The following is a 15,162-nucleotide window of genomic DNA, read 5'->3' as shown; positions in this document are numbered from 1 at the left end:
TTTTTCATCGAAGTTTTTCCCGGCGCGCTCCGCGCGCCGTGGAAAAAGTTCGGTGTGAAGGGAAACGCTCTTGCCTTATTCTTTCGGACACCTATACATGAGCAACGGGGACGACGAGAACGCTGACGCCCCCGAGGACGCCGCCGACGAGGAGGCGCCCGCGGACGCCGAAGAACCGACGGACGCATCGGAGCCGTCCGAAGAGACTACCGAGGAACCCGCCGACGATGCCCCCGAAGAGACCGAGGGCGTGCCGGCGACCGAGGTCACTGTCGAGTCCCTCGAAGAGACACTCGACGAGGTGGCCGCCGCCGTCGAAGAAGCCGAGACGGAAGCCGACCTCGACGACGCCGAGGCGAAACTCGACGGCGCCGAATCGGACCTCGAAGCCGCCGACTTCGAGGAACCGGAGGACGAAGACGAGGAGGACCCAACCGAGGCGCTGCAGTCCCGCATCGACGACCTCCGAGGCGACATCGAGGAGGCCCGCGGTCCCTACGCCGAGGACGTCGAGGAGACCGTCGCCGCCGCCGCCGAGACGGTCCGAGAGACGCGGTGGACCGAGGACGGGGAACCCGACGTTCACGCCGCCGTCGAGACGTTCCTCGCTGATGCGAGCGAGGAGGTCGGGGCGGACTTCAACGCTGGCGACGACCTCGAGTCGCAGGCGGAAGCGCTCGAACGTGCCGGCACCGCCATCGTGAACGCGGGTCTCGACGCCGACGACGACGCCGAGACCATCGCGGCGCTGGTCGAAATCGCCGACACGCTCGAGGACGACCTCGAGGATGCCGAAGAGTGGAGCGACCTGACGGTCGTCGAGCAACTGACCGCCCAGGGGTTCTACGACCGGATGAACGCCGAGAACCGCAAGGACTTCCCGCCGGAACTCACCGCGATTCGGCTCGCGGAAGCCGAGAACGACCCCGAACGCATCCTGCTCGCCATGGAGAACCTCGAATCGGACTTCATGCAGGAGAACTGTATCGACGCGCTCCGCCGGATGGGTTCGGAGGAGGCCTTCGATATCATGCACGAGCGTGCCCAGAAGCGCAAGCGGCCGGAGATAGAAGTGCTGGGCAAAATCGGTGACGAGCGTGCCGTCGATACCCTCGTGGAGTTCGTCGACGGCGGCAACCCGCCGCTGCAGAAGGTCACCCTCCGTGCGCTCGGCGAAATCGGCAGCGAGGAGGCGACCCAAGCCGTCGCGAACGCTCTCGACGACGAGGAGAGCGTCGTCCGCTCGCAGGCCGCCCGCGCACTGGGCCTCATCGGCGACACGCGCACCATCGACCCCCTCAGCGACGTCCTCGGTGACGAGAGCGAGGACGATTCCGTCCGTGCCTCCGCGGCGTGGGCGCTCGTCCAGATCGGCACCGAGCGCGCGCTCGAAGCCGCCGCCCAATACGACGACGACCGAGCCTACACCGTGCAGGCCGAAGCCGAGAAGGCCCGCGACGCGACCGCAGCCTGAGCCGTCCGACCCTTTTTGTACGAAGCCGGGACCAACCCGGCGCGTGAGGTATCGACCGCTCGCACTCGCTGCCGTACTCGTGTTGTCGCTGTGTAGCGGCGGTGCCGTGACCGCGACAGCAGCAGAGCCGACGACGGACACGGCGGCCGAGGGGAACGCGACGCTCGTCGAGGCGTACCCGAACCCGGTCGCTGACGGCGACCGCGGGGAGTTCGTCACCGTCCGTTTTGATTACCCGGCGAACACTACCGGATGGACCCTCGGAGACGGAACGACGAGCGTCCGGTTGCCGAATCGGACGTTCCGAGGGCCGGTTGTCTTCAGTTCGACGCCCCGGGCGGCACGAAATCACACCGAGACGCGTGTCGTCGAACTCGACAGCCGGCTTCGACTCGCCAATGGCGGTGAGCAACTCGCGCTTCGAGCGGACGAGGCGACGGTCGATACGGCTCGGTACCGCGGTGCTCCGGAGTCCCGAATCCGGTTGTTTCGGACGGGCACGTGGCGACCCGTCGGAGCGACCGATATCGACCCGATTTCGGCACGCGAAAGCGAAGTGACCGCCTTTACACTCCCCGATTCACCGAAGCAGGTCGTCGAGACTCTCCGTGGCGCCGACGACAGACTGCTGCTCGGCGGCTACACGCTCACCTCCGAACGAGTGACCGACGTGCTGGTGGACGCTCACGAGCGAGGCGTGACGGTCCGCGTGCTGCTCGATGGGTCGCCAGTCGGTGGGATGAGCGAACGACAGGCCGAGCAGTTGACTCGGCTATCCGAGGCGGGCGTGGACGTTCGGCTGCTCGACGGCCCTCACGTGCGATACGCCCACCACCATCCGAAATACGCGGTCGTCGACGACCGAGCACTCGTGTTGACCGAGAACTTCAAGCCCGCCGGAACCGGCGGCATGTCGAGTCGAGGCTGGGGCGTCGTACTCTCGGATGCCGAACTCGCGGCGGCGTTGGCGGACCTCCACGCGGCGGATCGAACGTGGCGTGCGGCGACACCGTGGTCGACCTACCGTCGGGGTCGTGACTTCGTCGCCGCCGACCCCGCAGTTGGGGACTTCGAGACGAGACACCACCCGAAACAAGTCACGGCCGACGCTGCGACGCTCCTCGTCGCCCCGGACAACGCCGCGAGCGCGGTCAAGCGACGAATCGACCGCGCCGAAACGAGACTGCTCGTCCAGCAGGTCGAGATAGATAGCCGGGAGAACCGACTGCTGCGTGCCGCCCTTCGCGCCGCCGAACGCGGCGTTCGCGTCCGCATCCAACTGTCGAGTAGCTGGTACGTCAAGGAAGACAACGCGGCACTCGTCGAGTGGCTGAACCGTCGCGCCGACGCCGAAGGATGGGACTTGGACGCCCGAGTCGACGACCCCGACGGGTACGGAAAAATACACACCAAAGGGGTAATCGTCGACGATACCGCGATACTCGGCAGCCTCAACTGGGGCCGAACCGCACTGACGGAAAATCGCGAGGTCGCCGTCGCACTGGAAGGAGAGGGGGTCGCCGACTACTACGCTGGCGTCTTCGACGACGACTGGTCGGGGTCGAATCGGCGAAAGACACCGGCCGGACTGTTCGCCGTGGCGGCGGTCGCTATCGCCGGCGCATTACTGTTCGCTCGACGAATCCAGTTCCGCGGTCGGGACGGTGTCGTCACCGACTGGCAGTGGTGATTACTCGCCGCCGTCCCGAAGGAGCGTACTCCGGAGCTCCTCGTCGAGTTCGGCGTTCTCCATCTTCTCGACGAGCGCGTCGATGACGGGTTCGCGCATGCCGGAGACGAACTTGATGGACCCGACGACGAGGTGTCCGCCGCCGGAGACGCCCGCGCCCGGGATTTCGTCCTGCAGTTCGGTCACCATGTTCGGGATATCGAGTCGGACGCCGTCCGAGCGAAGGACGGCGAAGTCCGGCCCGTAGCCGATGGTGATGACGGGGTCGCCGGTCTCGGTGACTTTTCGGTCGTGGAGTTCGCCGGTCGTCTTCCCGGGTGCGGGGTAGGTGAATCGGCGAGCGTGGTTTTCCACGTCGAGTCGGTAGAGATGGGCGCCGTTGTCGAGTGGTTCGTGTTCGACGTGGGGTTCGGCGTCGTCGAGTTGCTCGTCGACGTCCCGCTGGGCACGCGTCGAGAGGAACTCGACGAGTTCCTCGTGGCGTTCGGGGTCGTCACAGTCGAGGTTGAGCACGTCGTTGATGAGGTTATCCCCGGAGTTGTACCGGAGCCAGTGGGCCGCGTAATCCATCGCCTCGCCGATGTCCCGGAGGTCAGCCTCGGAGTAGCCGGCGTCGTCGGCCAACGCGAGGTAGTCGTCCATGGCGTCGGCTTTCGAGCGGTCCGACAGCCCCGCGACCGCCGGAACGTGTTCGAGTTGGTCGGTAATCGTGGGGTCGATCATCCGGGCCAACTCGACACACATCATTCCCGTCGTGATGCGGTAGTCCTCGTCGTGGAGGTAGGGATTGACGTGCTCTTCGAGGAGCGGGCCGACCGCGTCGGGGTCGGGGTGGTGGTGGTCGACGACGAGAATCGGGATGTCGTACTGCGCCATTGCGCGGTAGGCGGGCGTGTCCTCCTCGGTGGAGCCGTTGTCGACCATGAACAGCAGCGGGAGCCGCTGGCCGTGTCGCTCCTCGTCTTCGAGTGCGAAGTTGAGGTCACGTGTCACGTCCTCCATCTCGTAGTACGGTGCCTTCGAGGGGAGCCGTTTGAACAGGTGCTGCGGCGCGTCGCCGTCCTCGTGGACTTCGGCGATGAAGTTATCCAAGGCGAGTTGAACGGGGACCGAGGCACACATCCCGTCGCCGTCGGCGTGGTGGCGGAGTCGGATGGGTCGGGAATCGAGGACGGCCACCCGGAGTTGGCGGGCGACGGCCGCGAGGTCGTCACGGAGTTTCTCGAAGGCGGGCCACTCGATGAGCGGTTCGACGTCGGCGGGTTCGGCCCGTTCTTCGAGGGCGGCATCGACGCGTTCACGCACTTCCTCGGCGGCCGCACCGCGGAGGCGAACGAGGTTGTCGGTCTCGATTTGAACCGACCCCTCGCGAGTCTCGACGTCGCCGGTGATACGAACCGTGTCGTCGAGTTCGATGTCGGGGTAGGCGCGGACGCCGGCCTCCTCGAAGGCAGCACAGGGAACGACCCCGGTTCCGTCCCGAACCGCGAATATCGTCGGACCGGCAGTCTGTTTGATTTGCACCACGTCGCCTTCGAGGTGGACGGTGTCGCCGACGTGTTCGTCGAGGTCCTCGACGCGGGCGTCGTCGCCGTGGACGACCGCCTCAACGTCGACGGCGTCGATGTCGACATCGACTTCTTCGAAGCCGAGGTCGCCGTTTTCTCGGATTTCGACGAGGTCGACGACGAGGTCGTCGCCGACATCGTAGTCGCCAATGAGGCTCGACTCGTGGACGAGCCCGGAGACGTGGTCGGAGATGTCGACGAACACGCCGTACTTGACGACGCCGTTGACAGTTGCGAGATACCGTGCCCCCTCTTCGATGTCCTCGTGAGTACAGTCGGCAGCTAAATCGTAGACGACCCCCTCGGCAGGGTCGGTGCCGGAATCGCCGGCAGCGGAACGAGTCATTGGCGTTTTTCGGCCCCGGGCGGGTTTAAGAGTGTTGTTGTCGGATTCGACTCGGGTCGCTCCGCCTCTCGATGGGACGAGTCGGCCGGTCCGGAAGCCTTAGTTGTCACGCGGTCGGATGCTTCGACATGGGCCTGTTCGGGTCGATGTTGAAACCGAAACTGTTCCGGTCGAGTGAGATACTCGGCATCGCGGAGGACGCACTCCAGTTCGCCCTGCAGGCGTCCGAGGACTCCCACCCCAACGAGTACATGGGACAACTCCGCGGCACCGACGCGAACAAACTCGGATTGGGCCGCGAGGGGACCGTCATCACCGACGTACTGCTCGCCCCCGGAACGAAGACCAACCCCGTCAGCGCGGAGTTCAACCCTTCCTATCTCCCCAACGACCCGAACAGCGTCGGTTCGATACACTCCCACCCCAACGGCGTGTTGCGGCCGAGCGACGCCGACCTCGCCACGTTCTCCCGCGGGAAGATACACATCATCGTCGGCGCTCCCTACGGCCGGACCGACTGGCGAGCCTTCGACCGCGACGGCGAGCCGACGACGCTGGACGTACTCGACGTCGAGTTGCCGGACGACCAGTTCTTCGACTTCACACAGGAAGACATCGACCGGGAGTTACGATGAGACGCGTCGTCGCACAGGGGACGTTCGATTTGTTGCATCCCGGCCACCTCCACTACCTCGAGGAAGCCAAGGCGATGGGCGAGGAACTGCACGTCATCATCGCCCGTTCGGAGAACGTCACCCACAAAGCGAAACCCGTCGTTCCCGACCGCCAGCGCCGCGACATGGTCGCTGCACTCGACCCCGTCGACGAGGCGCATCTCGGCCACACCGAGGATTTCTTCGTCCCCATCCGCGACATCGACCCCGACGTCATCGTCCTCGGCCACGACCAACATCACGACGAGGCGACGCTCGCGGCGATGCTGGAAGACGAGGGCATCGACTGTGAGGTCGCCCGCGGGACACCCAGAGAGGCCGACGACCACGAGGTGCTGTCGACCGGCAGCATCATCGAACGAGTCTGCGAGCGGCGCTGTTAGCGACGGTATCGTACACGTCTTCGAGGGCGTCGATGGAACGTTCGACGCTGAGTGCGTCGCGTTCCGTGAGACACCGCTCCGAGAGTTGCTGGCGGTCCGCGAGCGCCCGCCGGATGGCCGCGGCGAACGCATCGATGTCGCCCGGTTCGAAGTGATAGCCAGTCTCGCCATCGACGACAGTTTCGGAGAGCGCACCGCCGTCGGCGGCGACGACCGGCGTGCCACAGGCGATGGCCTCCAGTGCGACCAACCCCTGTGTTTCGACCGGGCTCGGGAATCCGAAGGCGTCTAGCGCCGTATAGAACGTCGGTAATTCCGAGCGGTGGAGAAAGCCGAGAAACACCACGTCGTCTCGGGAGGCCGCCGCTCGCTCCAGTTCCGAGCGCGCGGGGCCGTCGCCGCCGACGACGAGCGTTACCTCGACCTCACGAGTCGCCGCGAGGAGGTCGTCGAGTCGTTTCTCGTGGCCGTGTCGACCGGTGTAGCCGACGAGCGGTCCCCCGGGGAGGTCGTGGCGGTCGCGAAACGCCGCGACCGCCGCCTCGGTCGCCGGTTCGAACAAACCGAGATCGACGCCGTTGGAGACGACGTGAACGGGCGTTCCGCCAGCGGAGACTTGCGCTGCGGCCGCCCGCGAGGGAACGACGACGGCGTCGGCCTGTCGGAAGAACCACTGCTCGTAGCGCTCGGCGATGTGACGGAGCGGCCCGGAGAGGTGGTCGCTGATGTATTCGGCGTACTCGCTGGCCGGCGTGTGATAGGAGGCGACGAGCGGGAGGTCCGCACGCGTCGCGAGGCGACGACCCGCGAGGCCGAGTGCGAACGGCGTGTGCGTGTGGACGATATCGGGGTCGGCCTCCGAAACCGCCGACGGGATTCGTGGGCGGCCGAAACGGAACCCCGGATAGAACGGGAACGGAAGGCTCGATACCGAGTGTTCCTCCGGCCCGGGACGGTACCTGTTGCTTTCCGGGTAGACGACCGGCATCCGGCCGCCGCGGGCCCGCCAGCAGTCACGCCACGTCTCGATGGTGTAGGTGACGCCGTTGACCGTCGGGAGATACGTGTCGGTAAACACCGCGACGGTCTGCATAGTTCGGGTTCGACGAGGTGGCGTTAATCGGTTGTGGATTCCGGACGGTCGCGGATGTCCCTCGCGGTGTCGTAGGCGTCTCCTAACCCGTCGGCGACCCGGTCGAGTCCGTGTTCGGCCGCCGTCTCCCGGGCGTTCTCGCCGAGTCGCTCACGGAGGGCCGGATTCTCGGCCAGTCGCTGCAGCGCCCTCCGGAACTCCGAAAGCGTCTCACACTTCAGGCAGTCGACGCCGTCGGTGTACAGCGGTTCGAACGTCGGGATATCGCGGACGACGACGGGCTTGCCGCACGCCATCGCTTCCAGCGCCGCGATGCCCTGCGTTTCGTTTTTCGTCGGAAACAGGTACACGTCGCCGGCCGCGTAGGCGCCGCGAACGTCGTCTATCCAGCCGGTGAACGTGGCGTTCGCCGGCGGGGTCGCCACCCGTCGTCGGACGGTCGAGGAGGCCAACGGCCCGGTGTCGTAGGGGCCGAACCAGACGAACTCGTAGTCGGTCGACTCGGCGAGTCGGCAGAACGTCGTCAGCCCCTTGCGCTCGAAGACGTTGCCGACCGAGAAGACGACCAGGCCGTCGAGGTCGAATCGACGCCGGTAGGGCTCACGGAGCGCCTCGAACCCCGACAGCGAGTCGATGTCGACGCCGTTCGTGACGACGCGAATCGGGACGTCGACACCCGCCTCAGCGAGCGCTCGGCGAGTGTGTTCGCTCGGTGCGACCACGACGTCCGCCTGCGAGTAGAACCACCGGAGGTAGCGACCGAACGCGGGGGCGACCGCACTTGACCCGCGAAAGCTCTCCGCGAAGTTCTCGGCGGTGGTGTGAGCGTGGACGACGAGCGGAATCCCGTTTCGCCGGGCGTGGGCCGCAATCGCGAGGCTCTCGGGGCCCATCAGGTTGCAGTGTGCGATATCGTAGGTCTCGAACAGCGCGTCACCGACCGCGCGTTTCAGCGCCGCCGTGGACGGCCGACCGCCGTTCCACGGCGACGTAATCACCTCAATGGAGGTGTCGGCCAGTGCCTTCCGCTGGTGGCGGACGGACGTGCCGATACCGCTCCGGTCGAGGTGGGATTCGAGTTCGAGGTGATTCAGAACGCGCACGTACGACGGGGTATCCCCCGGTCTGACATAAACGCCCCTGAACACCGGCAGACGGGACCGGAAAGCGAAGCGACCATTGGGACGGAACGCGAACGGAACTCCATGTCGACAGTCCGCGGACCGCAGTTCGCACGCGAGCATCCCCGTGCCCTCACCGCCGTCCTCACCGTCGTCGGCTACGTCGTCGTCGTCGGGACGCTATACGCCGACGTGGGACTGTATCCGACGATAACCGAGTCGACCGTCGACCTCCTCTCTCACGCCATCTCCGTCGTGAACACGCTGACGGTCGCCTGTCTGTTGGCGGGCATCTACTGGATTCGAAACGGCGAAGTCGAGAAACACCGCGCAGCGATGGTGACTGCGTTCTCGCTCATTCTGTTGTTCCTCGTGATGTACCTCCTGAAGACAGGGGGTGGCGGTCGCAAAGAGATAATCGCTGGAGCGCCGCTTCGGAGTCTCTACCTCGGCATGTTGGGCATCCACATCGTCTTATCGGTGCTTGCGGTGCCGTTCGTCCTCTATGCCATCACCCTCGGCCTCACTCACACGCCAGCCGAGCTACGGGAGACCGCCCACGCGAAGGTCGGCCGCATCGCCGTCTCGACGTGGCTCGTCAGCCTCGTGTTGGGCGTCGTCGCCTATCTCATGTTGACGTTCTACTACGACCCGGCGCAAATCGAGTTCGTCCGCGGGATGGCCTAATGTCCGGCAAAGACTCGATTCGGGGACGCGTCTGGGACCGACTGGAGGCCGACGACATCGCGCGGTTTCCGTTCCCGCCGCACGGACGAATAACGAACTTCGACGGGGCCGACGCCGCCGCCGAGCGGGCGATGTCGCTGCCGGAGTTGGCCGACGCCGACGCGGTGAAGGCCAACCCCGACGCCCCACAACTCCCGCTTCGGCGCAAACTGTTGCACAACGGAACGACGGTGTACATGGCGGTGCCGCGATTGGCCGCCGACCGCCCGTTCGTCGAGTTGGACCCCGAGGAAATCAGCGACCTCGACGCCGCGGCGACCATCTCCCAGATGAGCAACTACGGCCGGAAGGTCGGCCCCGAGGACGTTCCGGAACTGGATGGTATCGTCGTCGGCAGCGTCGCGGTCACGGAAGACGGCGCCCGCGTCGGGAAGGGCGAGGGGTACAGCGACCTCGAATACGCGGTGTTGCGGGGGCTCGGACTGGTCGACGACGACACGCCGGTCGTGACGACGGTCCACGACGTGCAGTTTCTGGAGGAAGACGTGGACACCGAACGCTACGACGTGCCGATGGACGTGGTGTGTACGCCGACCCGAACCGTTCGAACCGAGACGACGCGCCGCCGTCCGACGGGAATCTTCTGGGACGACCTCGATTCCAAGCGCCTCGAAGAGATTCCGGTGTTGGACCGACTCCGAGAGGAGAGATAGCGCGTCAGTCGGTCCGGGGGAGCGCGTACGCACCGACGGCGAAGAATCCGACCGACAGCAGCGCCAAGACGAGGAGGTTGAGATACGGGTCCGCCCCGACGAGTCCGGTTCCGCCGACTGGGGGAAGCTCGCCGGCCGGCCGGTACGTCGCCGCCCGGATACCCCGGGCGAAGTACGTCAGCGGCGAGAGGTCCATCAGCGGAACGAACCACGACGGGAGCATCTCGACGGTGACGAACGTCTCCGAGAGGAACAGCAGCGGCAGCGCGACGCCGTTGGACGCGGCGACGACACCGTCCTGTGAGTCGGCGACGCGGCCGAGAATCGCGCCGAACCCACAGAACAAGGCGACGGCGAAGGCGAGATACGGAACTACAAGCGCCGAGAAGGCGAACGTCGCGTCGGTGACGACGAGGACGAGCGCGAGGATGAGAACCGAGGCGAGTCCGATGACGGCGACGTTCACGAGCGTCTGGGCGAGGAGCCACTCCGCGCGCGTCAGCGGCGTCGTCGCGAGTTTCTCGAAGCGGTTGCCGTCCCGGTGTCTGGCCACCTCGCTGCCGACGCGCGACAGCGGCGTAAAGAGGACGACGACGGCGAGATACCCCGCGATGTAGTAGCCCGCGGGTTCGGCGAACAACCCGCCACCGGTCGGTTCCGTCCCGACCAGCGCGCCGAAGATGAGGATGATGATGACCGGGAAGAAGAACGTGAAGAACACCGCCGTCCGGCGGCGCGTGAAAGCGTACCACGCCGCGGTCGTCTCGGCGGCGATGCGGCCGAGACGGCTCACGGCTGACCCTCCGTTATCGGGTCGCCGGTCGCTGTCACGTCAGTTCCCGTCAGGGCGACGTACACGTCGTCGAGACCCGGCTGTCGCCAGAGTAGCCCCTCGTAATCGACGCCGGCGTCGTCGAGGGCATCGGCGATGTCGGGGATGTCCCGCGGGCCGGCCGCGACGGCGACGTGGGTTTCGTCCGGAAGGAGGTGATAGCCCGCCCGTTCTAAGGCCCGTGTGGCGTCGGCAGCGTCGTCGGCTTCGACGACGAGTCGGCTGTCGCCGCCGTGGCGCTCGATGAGTTCCTCGGGCGACCCGAGTTCGACGAGTTTCCCGTCGGCCAACAGGCCGACGCGGTCGGCCAGCGTCTCGGCTTCCTCCATGTAGTGAGTCGTCAACAGGACGGTCGTTCCGGTGTCGGCGAGCCCCTCGATGAGCGCCCACAGTTCGCGACGACCGTTCGGGTCGATGCCCGTCGTCGGTTCGTCGAGAATCAACACGTCGGGGGCGTTGACGAGCGCGGTGCCGACGCAGACGCGTCGTTTCTGCCCGCCCGAGAGGTTCTCGTAGTACGTGTCCGCGCTGTCGGTCAGACCCACGTCGTCGAGAACCGAGTCGGGGTCTCGCGACTGGTCGTAGAGACCGGCGTAGTAGGCGAGTAACTCGCGGGCGGTGAGGCGTTCGGCCGGCGAGAACTCCTGGGGCAGGAGGCCGATGCGGTGGCGGGCGGCGTCTTCCGGGGCGCCGCCCAGCAGTTCGACGGTTCCCTCGGCTTGGGTCGTCCCCGTCAGCGCACGGATGAGCGTCGTCTTGCCGGCGCCGTTCGGACCGATGAGGGCGAACACCTCACCGCTCTCGACGGAAAACGAGACGCCGTCCAGCGCCACCGTATCGCCGTAGCGGCGGCGGACGTTCTCGGCGCGAATGACCATACCGGAATGGCAGTGGGCGCGGGCCTAAAGGCTACCCTTCGCCGTCGCCGCACTCACATCGCGTCCCGAACCCGACGAGTAATCTCGTCGATGTCGTACTCGTCTTCGTCCTTCTCGAAGACGACATCGCCGTCGACCCGTACCTCGAAGACGCCGTGAGCGCCGGTGACCAACGCGACGCTGTCGAGGTCTTCACCGAACGTCGACAGCAGGTGTTCGGAGAGGTCGGAGGCACGGTTCAGGAAGCCACACGGGACGCAGTACTCGATTTCGACAGCAGACATGGGTAGGCGTAGACCCCGGAGACACAAAACCGTGGTCCGTCCTATACGGGGTCGTCAGCGGTAACGTCGACGGTGTCGTCGACCAGCGGGGACCCGGAGGAGGCGATTCTCTCGGTCCCATCCCCGCCGACCACCCGAACCTCCCGCTGTGGGAACGGGATTCCGATGTCGTGTTCGTTCAGCGTCTTGTAGATGCTCCGATTGAGTTCGTGGGTGGCTTTGCTGGCCCGAACGGGCGAATTCACCCAACAGAGGAGTTCGTACTCGAGTGCGGAGTCGCCGAACCGGCGGAACCGCATCCGGGGTTTCGGCGAATCCAACACCAGCGGTTCGGCGATGGCGATGTCGGTGACGAGTTCTTCGAAGTGGTCGATGTCGGTCCCGTAGGCGACGCCGACGGGGACTTTGAGGCGTTTGCGGTGTTGAGGCGCCGACTGATTGATGACTTTCGCGGCGTTCAACACGGCGTTGGGGACGGTGACGAGCACCTCGTCGCGCATCATCAGCGTCGTCGAACGGACGCCGACCTTCACGACGGTTCCGGCTTCGCCGGAGTCGAGTTCGATGTAGTCGCCGATTTTGTACGTATCGTCGAAGTACAGCGCGATGCCGCCGAAGAAGTTGGCGACCGTATCCCTGGCGGCGAAACCCACGGCGATACCGGCGACGCCGGCCGCACCGAGCAACGGCGAGATGCTGTACTCCCAGATAGATAACAGGACGCCCACGGCGCCGATGGTCACGACGAGCGTCCAGACGTTCGAGAACACCGGCGCAAAGTCGAATCGCGAGCCCTTGTCCTTCACCTCGTCGACGACCCGGTTGACGACCCGGTTGGCGGCGAAGGCCCACGCGATGACGATGACCGAAAGCGACGGCTTGCCGAAGAACGTGTCCAGTTGTGCGGGCGTCAGGAGGACGCTCTCCAGTATCGACGGCACCTGCGTGAGCAGGTACACGCCCGCGAGCGCGACGGTCACGACCACCGGAGTTCGGAGTTCGCCGACGAAGATGTAGTCGTATTCAGTCTTCGTCCGACTCGTGTACCGCAGCAGCGTCCGGAGAACGAGGAGTTCCAGCGCCAGTGCCGTTCCAATCGAGAGACCGACCAACAGCACCGTCGCCTGCCACGCGGGCAACTCCGCGAACAGTCCGACGAGCGCACCGACGATGGGATTCACCCCTAACGTGAAGTCACCGACCGAGATAACCGTTTCTCGGCGACAGGTCGGATATTTTCCCCGTTAGAGCCGTCTGCGGAGCCACACGAGACCCGGCCGGTAGACGAGCAGGCCGACGGTAATCACGTACACGACGGTTCCGAGCGCGTACGTCTGTGCGGAGGCCGCAGCGGCTAGCGCCGCCCCACCACCGACGATGCCGCTCAACACCGACGCGACCACCGGGAGCGTACACGACACACAGGAGAACAGTCCGAGGACGCCGCCAGCGACGGCGCTTTCGGCTTCGATGGCCGTCGCGTAGACGAGATACGACAGGACGGCGTATCCGATAGCCGTGAAGGGAACGATAGCGAACTGGACGGTCCCACCCCCGTAGAGAATCGCCGGATTCCATCCGGGCGGGAGCTGTGTGAACTGCACCGTCAGCCCAGTCACCGGACCGGTCGCGGGACCGAACAGCCCGCCGACGAACCCCAAGACGAGGAAGTAGCCACCCGCGATGGCGCCGGCGAGGAGTTTCGTTCGGCGCTCGGCCGGGGCCGGGTCGGTTCGAAGCACCGCCCACGCGGCCGCAGTGAGCCATATTATTGGAAACGCCCAGTAGGTGGTCGGCGCGCTGTCGGTGAAATACGCGTACAGTAGCGAGAGGAGAACGAGGGAGTTCGCCGTCGCGACCGTGTAAACGAGGGTGCGCTGGCCGGCGTCGTCGAGCGCGCGGAAGCGCCGCGTTGCAGCGTCGAACATCTCAGATGGCGAGGGCGTCGACGACGACGGCGACGAGGACGAGTCCGAGATAGGCGTTGGAGGCGTGGAACGCCCGGAACGCCGCCGATTCGGTTTGTTCGCGGTGCAGTCGGACGACCGTGTACAGGAACAGCGCCCCGAGGGCGACCGTCGTCACGCCGTAGAGCCACCCGAGGTCCGCCAACTCCGCGAGAGCGCCCGCGCTCAGAAGGGTCGCCCCGAGATACAGGACGATGTGTTTGCGGGTCTCAGTCTCACCACGGACGACGGGCATCATCGGGAAGCCGCCGCGCTCGTAGTCGTCCTTGTAGGCCAACGCGAGGTTGTAGAAGTGCGCCGGCGTCCACAGGAAGATGACGCCCGCAAGCGTGAGGCCGACGGGGCCGACCGTTTCGGCGACGGCGGCGTAGCCGATGAGCGCCGGGAGCGCGCCGGCGGCCCCGCCCAATACCGTGTTCTGGACGGTGTTCGGCTTCAACAGCAGCGTGTAGACGACCGAATAAAACATGATGGCGACGAGCCCGAGCGCCGCGACGAGCAGATTCACCGAGAGGAACGCCGCCAGCGAGCCGACGGCCAACAGGCCGCCGAAGGCCAGGGCGTTTCGGACCGGGACCTCGTGGGTCGCGACCGGTCGGTCGGCGGTCCGCTCCATCCGCTTGTCGATGTCGCGTTCGAGGACGTGGTTGAACGTCCCGGAGGCGCCGATGGCGAGGACGCCGCCGCCGAGGGTGGCGAGAACCGTCCGAACGGCCGGCGTGCCCGCAAGCGCCATCCCGGCGCCGGCGACGAGACACAGCAACCACATCAGCCGCGGTTTCATCAACTCGAAGTACGCCCACGCGGTCGCCTTCAGCCGGTCGACGCCGGTCAGCGTCGGCGCGACCGAGCCGTCGTCGATTGGCTCGTCGGCGAGAGACGGTTCGGGCACCGCATCCGGAGCGTCGTCGGTTCCGGTCTCGGCTTCCAGTTGCCACGCCAACGCGAGGACGAGCGCGGCGAAGATACTCATCGCGACGACGAGATGGAGACCGGCGAAGGTGTCACCGGTCGCGACGAACGCACCGACGGCGACCTGCGCCGGATAGAGGAGCAGCGCCGCCCCGAGAGCGGCCTTCACGCGGCGGCCGACGCGGTTCCAGCCGAGGACGGCCGAGGTGAGAACGAGCAGTCCGACGACGGCCGCGGCCGCACGGTGCAGTAACGCGACGAGAACCGCCGGATTCGAGAGGTCGCCACCGCAGAGCGGCCACCCCGAACACGCCGCGGCGGCGTCGGAGAGTGCGGCCGTCGCGCCGACCACGACGAGACGTACACTCCGACGACGGCCGCCGCGAGCAGGGCGGTGATGGAAGGGCGGCGAGTCATACGGGAACCTTGGAGTGGTCGTACTTAGGCCCCGCGCTTCCGGGTCCCGTACGGGAAGTACGAGCAACTATTTAGTCCGGTGTTCCTAATCGGCCGGTAATGAGAGTCACGCGCACCGTCACG

General features: G+C 66.2%; 14 protein-coding genes and 1 pseudogene. 6 read left to right on the top strand and 9 right to left on the bottom strand.

Going from position 1 to position 15,162, the window contains the following annotated elements:
• Positions 1 to 97 precede the first annotated feature (97 nt).
• The gene (locus GJ631_RS17370) at positions 98 to 1,474 is read left to right on the top strand and encodes a HEAT repeat domain-containing protein (protein WP_156710363.1); all 1,377 of its coding nucleotides are present in this window, start codon (positions 98 to 100) and stop codon (positions 1,472 to 1,474) included.
• A gap of 43 nt (positions 1,475 to 1,517) precedes the next feature.
• The gene (locus tag GJ631_RS17365) at positions 1,518 to 3,164 is read left to right on the top strand and encodes a phospholipase D-like domain-containing protein (RefSeq protein WP_156710362.1); all 1,647 of its coding nucleotides are present in this window, start codon (positions 1,518 to 1,520) and stop codon (positions 3,162 to 3,164) included.
• Here the strand turns inward: GJ631_RS17365 and GJ631_RS17360 are convergent, their stop codons facing one another.
• Entirely contained in the window at positions 3,165 to 5,078 is a 1,914-nt protein-coding gene (locus GJ631_RS17360) for a DHH family phosphoesterase (RefSeq protein ID WP_156710361.1), read from the bottom strand.
• Between the two features lie 128 nt (positions 5,079 to 5,206).
• Between GJ631_RS17360 and GJ631_RS17355 the strand changes: the two genes are divergently transcribed.
• Together GJ631_RS17355 and GJ631_RS17350 are read left to right on the top strand one after the other, a co-directional pair.
• The gene (locus GJ631_RS17355) at positions 5,207 to 5,713 is read left to right on the top strand and encodes a Mov34/MPN/PAD-1 family protein (RefSeq protein ID WP_156710360.1); all 507 of its coding nucleotides are present in this window, start codon (positions 5,207 to 5,209) and stop codon (positions 5,711 to 5,713) included.
• Positions 5,710 to 6,135 carry an adenylyltransferase/cytidyltransferase family protein gene (locus GJ631_RS17350; RefSeq protein WP_156710359.1) on the top strand — a complete coding sequence of 142 codons (426 nt, stop codon included), beginning with the start codon at positions 5,710 to 5,712 and terminating at the stop codon, positions 6,133 to 6,135. The genes GJ631_RS17355 and GJ631_RS17350 overlap by 4 nt, the downstream gene beginning before the upstream one ends.
• On the opposite strand, the gene GJ631_RS17345 is transcribed toward GJ631_RS17350, so the two are convergent.
• Both GJ631_RS17345 and GJ631_RS17340 read right to left on the bottom strand, forming a co-directional pair.
• On the bottom strand, positions 6,104 to 7,228 hold the full coding sequence (locus GJ631_RS17345) for a glycosyltransferase (RefSeq protein WP_156710358.1): 1,125 nt from the start codon (positions 7,226 to 7,228) through the stop codon (positions 6,104 to 6,106). The genes GJ631_RS17350 and GJ631_RS17345 overlap by 32 nt on opposite strands.
• Before the next feature lie 23 nt (positions 7,229 to 7,251).
• A complete protein-coding gene (locus tag GJ631_RS17340) occupies positions 7,252 to 8,331 on the bottom strand; it encodes a glycosyltransferase family 4 protein (protein ID WP_370518723.1) in 1,080 nt (359 codons plus the stop codon).
• A gap of 102 nt (positions 8,332 to 8,433) precedes the next feature.
• On the opposite strand from GJ631_RS17340, the gene GJ631_RS17335 reads away from it, so the two are divergent.
• Positions 8,434 to 9,036, top strand: a complete 603-nt coding sequence (locus GJ631_RS17335; RefSeq protein WP_156710356.1) for a DUF420 domain-containing protein — start codon at positions 8,434 to 8,436, stop codon at positions 9,034 to 9,036.
• Positions 9,036 to 9,749, top strand: a complete 714-nt coding sequence (locus GJ631_RS17330; RefSeq protein WP_156710355.1) for a 5-formyltetrahydrofolate cyclo-ligase — start codon at positions 9,036 to 9,038, stop codon at positions 9,747 to 9,749. The genes GJ631_RS17335 and GJ631_RS17330 overlap by 1 nt, the downstream gene beginning before the upstream one ends.
• 4 nt (positions 9,750 to 9,753) lie before the next feature.
• Here the strand turns inward: GJ631_RS17330 and GJ631_RS17325 are convergent, their stop codons facing one another.
• From GJ631_RS17325 to cyoE, 6 genes and pseudogenes are all read right to left on the bottom strand, one after another.
• A complete protein-coding gene (locus GJ631_RS17325; protein ID WP_370518722.1) occupies positions 9,754 to 10,542 on the bottom strand; it encodes an ABC transporter permease in 789 nt (262 codons plus the stop codon).
• Entirely contained in the window at positions 10,539 to 11,459 is a 921-nt protein-coding gene (locus GJ631_RS17320) for an ABC transporter ATP-binding protein (protein WP_156710354.1), read from the bottom strand. The genes GJ631_RS17325 and GJ631_RS17320 overlap by 4 nt, the downstream gene beginning before the upstream one ends.
• A 53-nt stretch (positions 11,460 to 11,512) precedes the next feature.
• Entirely contained in the window at positions 11,513 to 11,743 is a 231-nt protein-coding gene (locus GJ631_RS17315) for a SelT/SelW/SelH family protein (RefSeq protein ID WP_156710353.1), read from the bottom strand.
• Positions 11,744 to 11,784: 41 nt separating this feature from the next.
• Positions 11,785 to 12,915: a mechanosensitive ion channel family protein gene (locus GJ631_RS17310; RefSeq protein WP_370518724.1), complete on the bottom strand. Its 1,131-nt coding sequence runs from the start codon at positions 12,913 to 12,915 to the stop codon at positions 11,785 to 11,787.
• Positions 12,916 to 12,987: 72 nt separating this feature from the next.
• Positions 12,988 to 13,671 (bottom strand): hypothetical protein, encoded by a 684-nt coding sequence (locus tag GJ631_RS17305; protein ID WP_156710352.1) that lies wholly within the window; start codon positions 13,669 to 13,671, stop codon positions 12,988 to 12,990.
• A 1-nt stretch (position 13,672) separates the two neighbouring features.
• Positions 13,673 to 15,039 (bottom strand): annotated as a pseudogene (cyoE, locus tag GJ631_RS17300) (heme o synthase).
• Between the last annotated feature and the right edge of the window lie 123 nt (positions 15,040 to 15,162).

Source organism: Natronomonas sp. CBA1123 (assembly GCF_009741925.1).
Taxonomy (GTDB): Archaea; Halobacteriota; Halobacteria; order Halobacteriales; family Haloarculaceae; genus Natronomonas.
Note: the sequence above shows the minus strand (reverse complement) of the source record. Positions and strands in the feature narration are given on the sequence as shown.

Coding starts and splice junctions, on each gene's coding strand:
- GJ631_RS17370 (WP_156710363.1), top strand. CDS start 98: ATGAGCAACGGGGACGACGAGAACGCTGACGCCCCCGAGGACGCCGCC.
- GJ631_RS17360 (WP_156710361.1), bottom strand. CDS start 5,078: ATGACTCGTTCCGCTGCCGGCGATTCCGGCACCGACCCTGCCGAGGGG.
- GJ631_RS17355 (WP_156710360.1), top strand. CDS start 5,207: ATGGGCCTGTTCGGGTCGATGTTGAAACCGAAACTGTTCCGGTCGAGT.
- GJ631_RS17350 (WP_156710359.1), top strand. CDS start 5,710: ATGAGACGCGTCGTCGCACAGGGGACGTTCGATTTGTTGCATCCCGGC.
- GJ631_RS17345 (WP_156710358.1), bottom strand. CDS start 7,228: ATGCAGACCGTCGCGGTGTTTACCGACACGTATCTCCCGACGGTCAAC.
- GJ631_RS17335 (WP_156710356.1), top strand. CDS start 8,434: ATGTCGACAGTCCGCGGACCGCAGTTCGCACGCGAGCATCCCCGTGCC.
- GJ631_RS17330 (WP_156710355.1), top strand. CDS start 9,036: ATGTCCGGCAAAGACTCGATTCGGGGACGCGTCTGGGACCGACTGGAG.
- GJ631_RS17320 (WP_156710354.1), bottom strand. CDS start 11,459: ATGGTCATTCGCGCCGAGAACGTCCGCCGCCGCTACGGCGATACGGTG.
- GJ631_RS17315 (WP_156710353.1), bottom strand. CDS start 11,743: ATGTCTGCTGTCGAAATCGAGTACTGCGTCCCGTGTGGCTTCCTGAAC.
- GJ631_RS17305 (WP_156710352.1), bottom strand. CDS start 13,671: ATGTTCGACGCTGCAACGCGGCGCTTCCGCGCGCTCGACGACGCCGGC.